5 protein-coding genes are annotated in these 8,216 nt (G+C 72.6%); 3 read left to right on the forward strand and 2 right to left on the reverse strand.

The genetic code is table 11. The annotated features are described in order from the left end of the window. Window positions 1-2: 2 nt before the first annotated feature. Both QMK28_RS23380 and QMK28_RS23385 read right to left on the reverse strand, forming a co-directional pair. Window positions 3-1,988, reverse strand: a complete 1,986-nt coding sequence (locus QMK28_RS23380; RefSeq protein WP_443050800.1) for a galactose oxidase-like domain-containing protein — start codon at window positions 1,986-1,988, stop codon at window positions 3-5. After that, entirely contained in the window at window positions 1,976-3,793 is a 1,818-nt protein-coding gene (locus tag QMK28_RS23385) for a glycosyltransferase family 2 protein (RefSeq protein ID WP_326441169.1), read from the reverse strand. Before QMK28_RS23385 ends, QMK28_RS23380 begins: the two co-directional genes overlap by 13 nt. A gap of 334 nt (window positions 3,794-4,127) precedes the next feature. Between QMK28_RS23385 and QMK28_RS23390 the strand changes: the two genes are divergently transcribed. The 3 genes from QMK28_RS23390 to QMK28_RS23400 all read left to right on the forward strand — a co-directional run. Then, window positions 4,128-5,327, forward strand: a complete 1,200-nt coding sequence (locus tag QMK28_RS23390) for a glycosyltransferase (protein WP_326441171.1) — start codon at window positions 4,128-4,130, stop codon at window positions 5,325-5,327. Further along, window positions 5,324-6,826 carry an exopolysaccharide biosynthesis polyprenyl glycosylphosphotransferase gene (locus QMK28_RS23395; protein ID WP_326441173.1) on the forward strand — a complete coding sequence of 501 codons (1,503 nt, stop codon included), beginning with the start codon at window positions 5,324-5,326 and terminating at the stop codon, window positions 6,824-6,826. Before QMK28_RS23390 ends, QMK28_RS23395 begins: the two co-directional genes overlap by 4 nt. A gap of 1 nt (window position 6,827) precedes the next feature. Next, on the forward strand, window positions 6,828-8,216 hold a 1,389-nt coding region (locus QMK28_RS23400), incomplete at its 3' end, for an O-antigen ligase family protein (RefSeq protein WP_326441175.1).

Below are 8,216 nucleotides of genomic sequence, written 5' to 3' on the forward strand. Positions count from 1 at the left end.
CGTCAGGGCACGTGCACCCACTTCGCCTTGGAGGGCGTGCCGTTGGCGTCGGTGACGAAAAGCATGTACCAGCCGCGCGGCACCAGCGAGGGGTCCTTGGGGACCGACACCCGCACCGAGCGCCCGCGCGCCTCGACGTGCAGGTCGATGGAGCGCTGCTCGACGTCGGTGGTGTGGGTCACCGCGCTGGGCCGCATCAGCCGCGCCGCGGCGATCTTCCCGCGGGAGCGCACCGCGTACGTCGCGCGCTCGCCCCGGTTCACCTCGGCGGGGCCGCTGCCCAGCACCGGGCGTGACTTCCGGTAGAGGTAGGGCGGGGTGTAGATCTCGATTCGCTGCTCGAAGTCGCCGGGCTGGGTGTTCTCCCCGTCGGCGTACAGCGGGTCGGAGCCGAAGGTGGCGACCCGGCCGTCCGGCAGCAGCAGTGCTGAGGAGTGGTAGTTGCGGCCCACCACGGGCTCGGCCGCCGGGCTGAAGCTGTTGGTCCGGGGCGAGTAGACCTGTGCCTTGTGGACGTCGCTGCCGCCGCGGCCCCGGTAGTCGGCGGAGCCGCCGCTGGTGAAGACGGTGTCGTCGGGCATGATCACGCTGTTCAGGTAGCGGGTGCCCTGCGGCAGGTCGGGGCCGTCCGTGAAGCGGGGCGCCTTGCCGAGGTCTTTCCCGGTGGCTTTCCCGGGGTCCTGCTTGAGGTCCTGCTTGAGGTCCACGACGGCGGTGCGCGGCGAGGACCTTTTCGACTCGCCGACGCCGCCGCCGCCCAGCACCATCACCTTCTGGTCCTGCGCCGGAGGCAGCAGGACGGAGGCCGAGGTCTCCAGCTCGTCGGGGTCCTTCAGCCCGGGGACGGGTGCGAAGGTGTTGCTGCGCGGGTTCCACAGGCCCGGTTGCCGTCCGCGTTCGGCCGGTCCGTAGCCGCTGTTGGACCCGGAGTAGAAGAGCTTGCCGCCCTGGGTCAGGAAGAGCGCGGGGTAGGTCGGGAAGTAGCGCTTGGGGCCCTTGGACCACTTCTTGGTCTTGGGGTCGTAGATCTCGTTCTTCCCGTCGATGATCTGGCCGATGTCGTCGAGCCCGGACACCGCGAGCACCCGGCCGTCCTCCAGGGTGACCAGGGTCGGGTACCAGCGGCTCTCGGCCATCGGGTCGACGGGGACGTACCGTTCCGCCCGGGGGTCGAACTCGTAGGCGGCGTTGGTGCCCTGGTAGTCCTGCTGGTCCATGGTCATGGCCTGGGCCAGGCCGTACACGTTCTGCCCGTCGGGGCCGTGGAGGCCGTCGATGCGGTACTGGGCGGGCCGCGAGCGGGTCTGGTCGCGGCCCTTCTTCACCGCCTCGACGAAGGCGCGGACCTCGCCGGCCACGATCTTGACCTTGACGCGCTTGTGCTTGCCCTTACCTTTGGTCTTGGTCTTCGTGGCGGCGGGCACGGTGAAGCTGCGTACGGAGCGGTACTCGCGGCCGTCGGGGGAGTGGAAGACGGTGCCGCGGGAGAAGGTGCGCGGGCTCTTCGGGGACTCGTTCTTCACCAGCATCGGGCCGGCGGCGCGCTCGACCTGGTCCGCCATGATCTCGTAGCGGGCGGTGCCGCCGGCGACCAGCAGCCGGCCGCCGGGGAGTTGGGCGTGGCCGGAGCAGAACAGGTCCTCGGGGGTGGGCACCGTTTTGAAGGTGTCGTTGGCCGGATCCCACAGCAGTGTCTTGAAGGTGCCGGCGGCGAACCCCTTCTCGTCGTTGCCCGAACCCGCGATGAGCAGCACCTTGCCGGTGCGCAGCAGCGCGGCGTGGATGGCGCTGACCCGGTACTTCTCCGGGACCGAGAGCAGGTCCCAGTGGCCGAGGCGGGCGGTGTACCCCGGCTGGTCGATCTTGTACGCGTGGTAGGTCCGCTCGGCGTAGCTGATCGCCGCGGGGGCGTTGAGGCCGGCGAGCACGACCATCGCCGTGGTGGTGACGGCGGCGGTGCGGACACGTGGGCTGATCAGATGGCGCACAGGGGATCCTTCTCTGCGGAGGCGGCGCTGGAGGTGTCGTTGCGGGCGGGCGGCACCGGCGGCGCGGCGGGCGGCGCCTTGCGCGGGCGGAGCAGCCCGGCGTACCAGATGGCCGGCGGGGCCAGGCAGACGGCGAGCGCGACCACGGTCCAGGTGCGCATCGCGACATGGGTGTGGCCGAGGAAGAACGAGGCGATCAGCGAGCCGCCGAAGAACGCGGCCCACAGCAGATGGATGCGGAAGGTGGCCACCCGGTCGGGGCTCGTGGAGTCACCCTTGGGGGTGACCACGAACCGGCTCTTGCGCCGCAGCACCGCGTCAAGCAGGGACTTGGCGTAGATCGGCGCGGAGAGCGCGGAGAGCAGCATGCCGGCCGCGCCGGAGGAGCCCCGCGGCTCGTGCGGGCTGACGTTGTGCCGGCGGTTCCAGACGTACAGCCCGATCTGCAGCGCGGCGGCGTCGCTGTAGAGCATCAGCCAGATCTCCGAGGAGATCTGGATCCCGGAGGCGCCCAGGACCAGGAAGAGCGCGCAGGACAGGGCGGACAGCACCCAGTTGAGCGCGGTCATCGGGTAGTAGGCCACCATCAGCGAGTAGTTGAGCAGTTTCCCGGGGGAGAGCGAGAACGTTCCGCGCCAGAACTGCTTGAGCACCGTCTCGTAGGTGCCGCGGCTCCAGCGCATTTGCTGGGTGAAGAAGTCGGTCCACGCGCTGGGGCCCTCGCCGACGGCCAGCACGTCCGGGGTGTACGTCGAGCGCCACTTCGCGCCGGTGGCCGGATTGCGGTGGCGGTGGAGTTCGAAACCGGTGGCCATATCCTCGGTGATGGAGTCGTACAGGCCGCCGATGCTTTTGAGGGCGCTGACCCGGACGGCGTTGTTGGTGCCGACGAACATGGCTCCGCCGTAGGCGTTTCCCGCGCGCTGGATCAGGGCGTGGAACAGGAATTGCTGGCTTTCGGCGGCCTTGGTGACCGGCGAGTCGTAGTTTCCGTAGACCTGCGGGCCGACGACGAAGGCGATATCGGGGTCGCGGAAGTAACCCAGCATGCGTTCCAGGTAGTTGGGCAGCGGGACATGGTCGGTGTCGACGCAGGCCATGAATTCATAGGCGTCGCCGTGCCGGTCCAGCCAGGCGTTGTAATTGCCGTGCTTGGTCCTGGCCCGGAACGGGCCCTTCGGCTGGTTCCAGCGGTCCACGCCCTTGCGGGAGAAGTGCCGGACCCCCAGTTCCGCGCACAGCTCCTTGGCCGCCGCGTCGTCGCCCTCGTCGAGCAGCCAGACGTCGAGGTGGCCCGCGTGCCGGATGCGGGTGGCCGCGGTCAGCGTGGCCCGGACCATCCCGATCGGCTCCTTGGAGGGAACGAAGCTGGTGAGGAAGGCCACCCGGGTGCCCGGCCGCGCGTTCACCGGGACCGGGTCGCGGGCCACCAGGGTGGCGTGCGCGTTGGATACGACGGTGAACAGCCGGAACGCTTCGATCAGCCCGATGGAGACCAGCATCGTGGTGTCGGCGGCTGTTTCCCAGCCGGAAACGTATTGCCGGTGCACCCAGTGCTCCGGTCGCAGCAGCCATACCAGCAGCACCGCCGAGAAGAGCGGCGCGGCGCAGAGCAGGAGGGCCGCCCGGATCCGGTGCGGCTCCTGCGCGAGCAGGCTGCGGTAGCGCACCCGATAGGGGAATTCCGGACTCGGTTCGGTGAGCGGACCCGCCAATTGGCTGTAGCGCTCGTAGTCGTAAACCGGAGCAGCGATAGGTGCGGTGGATTCCTCGGTCAGCTGTGGAGCAGGTCTCGGTGACGCCATCAGGGGCACTCCCGCAGTGCTGTCTCGATCAGAATTCATTGCGGCGACGGCCTGAATCGGCTGAATTGTTCATAGCGTCGCCCGAGACGAGAAGCTAGCAATTCGCATGCCGATAATCGTGCAAGTGGGATTGTCGGCGTGCCGCACCTTGCGCCGAATGGCGGACTTCCTGACGGTGCGATAGAGCGCGGCATGTACGTTTTGAGAGGTTTGTCTGACATCGTCTGGGCCGGTCGAGCTTGCGGAGCCCCGAGACGGGCTGCGCGGGTCTTCCCGGGACGCACCGACCGCGGCGTGGGTCGGGGTCCATCGGTTCGCGTGTGGGGAGCTGGACTTGTTGCAACGCGAGCGTGCGGAACACCGGCTGACGGTGCTGCATATCTCCCAGCCCGTCGACGGCGGCGTCGCCAGAGTCGTCACCGACCTGGTGCGCAGCCAGTCGGAGTCGGGGGTGAGGGCGGTGGTCGCCTGCCCGCCCGGCGGGATGCTCGGCGAGGCCGCCGCCGCGGCCGGCGCCGAAGTGCTGGACTGGCCCGCGGGCCGCGAACCGGGCGTACGGCTGCCGCGCGAGGCCGCGCGGCTGGCGCGGATCGTCCGGCGCGCGGGCCCCGACCTGGTGCACGCGCACAGCGCCAAGGCCGGGCTGGCCGGCCGGCTGGTCGTACGCGGCCGCATCCCGACCGTCTACCAGCCGCACGCCTGGTCCTTCGACGCCGTCGGCGGCCTAGTCGCCGAACTGGCCCTGCGCTGGGAGCGGTTCGCCGCCCGCTGGGCCTGCTGCGTGCTGTGCGTCAGCGAGGACGAACGGCTGCACGGCCGGCGCTCCGGGGTGCCCGGCCGCTGGAGCGTGATCCACAACGGCGTCGACACCGCCCGCTTCCGGCCGGTCGGCGCGCGGGAGCGGCGGCTGGCCAGGGAGCGGCTGTCCGAGCGGTACGGCATCTCGCCGACGGCGCCGCTCGTCGCCTGCGTCGGCCGGCTCTGCCGGCAGAAGGGCCAGGACGTCCTGCTGCGCGCCTGGCCGCGGATCGCCGCCGAAGTCCCCGGCAGCCGACTGGTGCTGGTCGGCGACGGACCCCAGGCCGCGGCCCTGCGCGCCGCCGCGCCCCGGGGCGTGGTCTTCGCCGGCCGGACCGGCGACGCCGTCCCCTGGTACACCGCGGCGGACCTGGTGGTGCAGCCGTCCCGCTGGGAGGGCATGGCGCTGTCGCCGCTGGAGGCGATGGCGTGCGGCCGGCCGGTCGTGGTCAGCGACGTCAGCGGCGCCCGCGAGAGCCTGCCCGACCGGCACGCGCCCGTCTGCCTGGTCCCGCCCGGCGATCCGGGGGCGCTCGCCCGGGCGCTGGCCGCCCTGCTGGCGGACGCGGAGCTGCGCGAGACCTTGGGACAGCAGGCGCGGCGGCACGCGCACGCGACATACGACGTGCGACAGACGGCGGCCGCGGTCTCGCAGCTGTACCGGGAACTGCTCGGCCCCGGCGCCGTCCATCGCGTCGGCCCGCACATCAACCGCAGGGAGCGCACCGGGCGATGACCACGGAGAACGCAGAGGTCCCCAACCCCGGGCGGGTCATGCCCCTTCCCAAGACGACGACCCGGCCGGCCTCGCCGGTCCCCTTCACCCGCCGCCCGGGCGGGCTCCAGGTGCTGCGGCGGCCCTTCCACCGGCAGCGGATCCCGCGCCCCGGGTATGTCGCCGGGCCGTACATCGCCGCCGACTGCGCGGCCGCCGCCGTCGCCGCGACCGCGCTGGGCGGCACGCTCCGGGCCGCGCTCACCCTCGGGCCGCTGCTGCTGACGCTCGTCGCGCTCAACGCGCGCGGCGGGATGTACCGGCCCGGACTCTCGGCGTCCGCCCTCGACGGCGCGCCCCGGCTGCTGTGGCACGGCGCGATCGCCTGGTGCGTGACGTCGGCCGTGCTGGTCGGCGTCCTGCCCGCGGCGCAACCCCGCGGCGGACTGCTGTTCGCCGCGGTGGCCACGCATGGGCTGCTGGCGTGCGCGGGACGCGGCGCGGTTCATCACCTGGTGCGCCGGCGCAGACGCCGGCGCCCGTACTCCGCGCTGGTGGTGGGCGCGGACCAGGCCGCCAGGAACGTCTTCGCGGTGCTGCACGAGCACCCCGAGTACGGCATGCGGCCGGTCGGCCTGGTCGGCGCGTCCGACGCCGGCTCCGGGCCGGCCCTCTCGGAGCTGTCCGCGCCGGTGCTCGTATCGCCCGAGGACGTCACCCGCGCGGTCATCCAGAACGCCGTCCGCAGCGTGGTGTTCACCCGCGGGCCCTGGGGCGATCCGAAGACGGCGGAGCTGATGCGGCTGTTCTGGGACGCGGGCTGCACGGTCTGGCTGGTCAACGGCGACCCGGCCGGGCACGCCGGGCTCCCGCGCCCCGAAGGACCCGATCACCTCTGGGGGTTCGCCTGCCGCCGCCTCGACGCGCCGCCCCGCCGCCGCCCCGGCATCCTGGGCAAACGCGTCCTGGACATCGCGGTCGCCGCGCTCGCGCTGCTGGCCGCCGCGCCGGTCCTGCTGGCCTGCGCCCTCGCGGTCCGGCTCGCCGACGGGCCGGGGGTGATCTTCCGGCAGGAACGTATCGGCTTGGCCGGCCGCCCCTTCGTGGTGCTCAAGTTCCGCACCCTGCGCCCCGCCGACGAACACGAGTCCGCGACCCTGTGGAACGTCGCCAGCGACCGGCGGATGAGCACCGTGGGGCACCTGCTGCGCCGCTCCTCCCTCGACGAGCTGCCGCAGCTGTGGAACGTGCTGCGCGGCGATATGAGCCTGGTCGGCCCGCGGCCCGAACGCCCCTTCTTCGTCCGGCAGTTCAGCCAGACGCACCCCGGCTACGGCAGCCGGCACCGGATGCCGGTGGGGATCACCGGGCTGGCACAGGTCAACGGGCTGCGGGGCGACACCTCGATCGAGGACCGGGCCCGGTTCGACAACCACTACATCGAGACCTGGTCGCTGTGGCAGGACGTACGGATTCTGCTGCACACCGCCGGTTCGCTCTTCCGGTTCGGAGGCAGCTGACATGCCTCACCCCACAGCGCCGACAGCGCCCGAACCGACAGCGCCCGAACCGGTGGGGCGGGAGCCGGCCGGGCGGGAGCCGGAATCCGTACGGGCCGACGAGCAGACGGTGCGCGGGGCGCGGGGCGGTGGGCGTCCGCCCGGCGAGCGCTCCGCCCGGCGCGCCGCGGCCAGGACGGCCGTCTGGTGGCCGGTGCTGCCCGCCGTCGCCACCGTGCTGCTGCTGTGCTGGCCGGCCGGTCACGAGGACATCACCGCGGCCGTCCACGTCACCCCGGCGGACGTGGGGTCGGCGGTCCTGGTGCTGTGCTGCCTGGTCGCGGTGGTCCGCGCCCGGACACGGCTGCTGACCGGGCGGGCGGTCGTGGTGCTGGCCGCGCCGGCCGTGGCCTTCGCCGTGGCGACCGCCACCTCCAACGATCCGGCGACGAGCCTGCCTGGCTTCGTCCGCTACCTCCAGGTCTTCGTCCTCGTCCCGCTCGCCCTGGTGCTGCTGCTGCGCTCCCGGCGGGACTTCATGGTGGTGGCGGGCGGCGTCCTGGCCATCGCCGTGGTGCAGGGCGCCCTCGGCGTCCAGCAGTACGCGACCGGCACCGGGGCCTCGTACGAAGGGCAGGACATCCGGGCCGTCGGCACCTTCGGCCCGCTCGACGTGATGGGGATGGCGACCGTCGTCGCGCACGGCCTGATCATCGCGCTGGCACTGGGCCTGCCGTCGGCCGCGGACTCCTCCCGCCGGTTGCGGCCGGCCGCGCTGGTCTGCGCGTCGCTGCTGCTGCTGCCGCTCGCGCTGTCGTTCAGCCGCGGGGCCTGGCTCGCGACGGCGGTGGCGGCGTCGGCCGTGCTGGTCCTCGCCGGCGCCCGGCTCGCGCTGCGGGCGCTGGTCGGGCAGCGGCTGAGCAGTATCACCCAGGTCGCGGCGGCCCCCGACCGGTCGGTGACCGACCGGTACAGCCTGTGGGCCGCGGCGCGGAGCATGTGGCGCGACGAACCGGTGACGGGCGTGGGCCTCAAGGGCTTCCCCGCGCAGCGGGACGGACACGCCTCGCTCGGGCTGTCCTCGGGGAGCGACACGGCGGGCGCCGGGCTGGAGTTCCAGCGCGAACCCCTGCTCTCCCCGCACAACATGTATCTGCTCATCCTCAGCGAGCAGGGCCTGATCGGGGTCACCGCCGTCTTCGGCAGCTGGGCGGCGCTGCTGGCGCTCGGGCTCCGACGGCTGCGCGCCGCGCGCCGCCAGGGCCGCCCCGCCGACTGCGGACTGACCGCCGTCGGGCTGCTGACCTGGACGTTCGTCGACTTCTTCTACGCGGACATCGGTGGCCCCTCGACCCTGCTGACCTCCATCATGTTCGGACTCGCCGGGTGGTGGGCGCTCTCGCCCGCCGCA

It is taken from the genome of Streptomyces sp. H27-D2 (assembly GCF_035828615.1).
Classification (GTDB): domain Bacteria; phylum Actinomycetota; class Actinomycetes; order Streptomycetales; family Streptomycetaceae; genus Streptomyces.

Excerpts from the sequence above, each read along its gene's own strand:
- QMK28_RS23395 (WP_326441173.1), top strand. The coding sequence starts at position 5,324 with ATGACCACGGAGAACGCAGAGGTCCCCAACCCCGGGCGGGTCATGCCC.
- QMK28_RS23385 (WP_326441169.1), bottom strand. The coding sequence starts at position 3,793 with ATGGCGTCACCGAGACCTGCTCCACAGCTGACCGAGGAATCCACCGCA.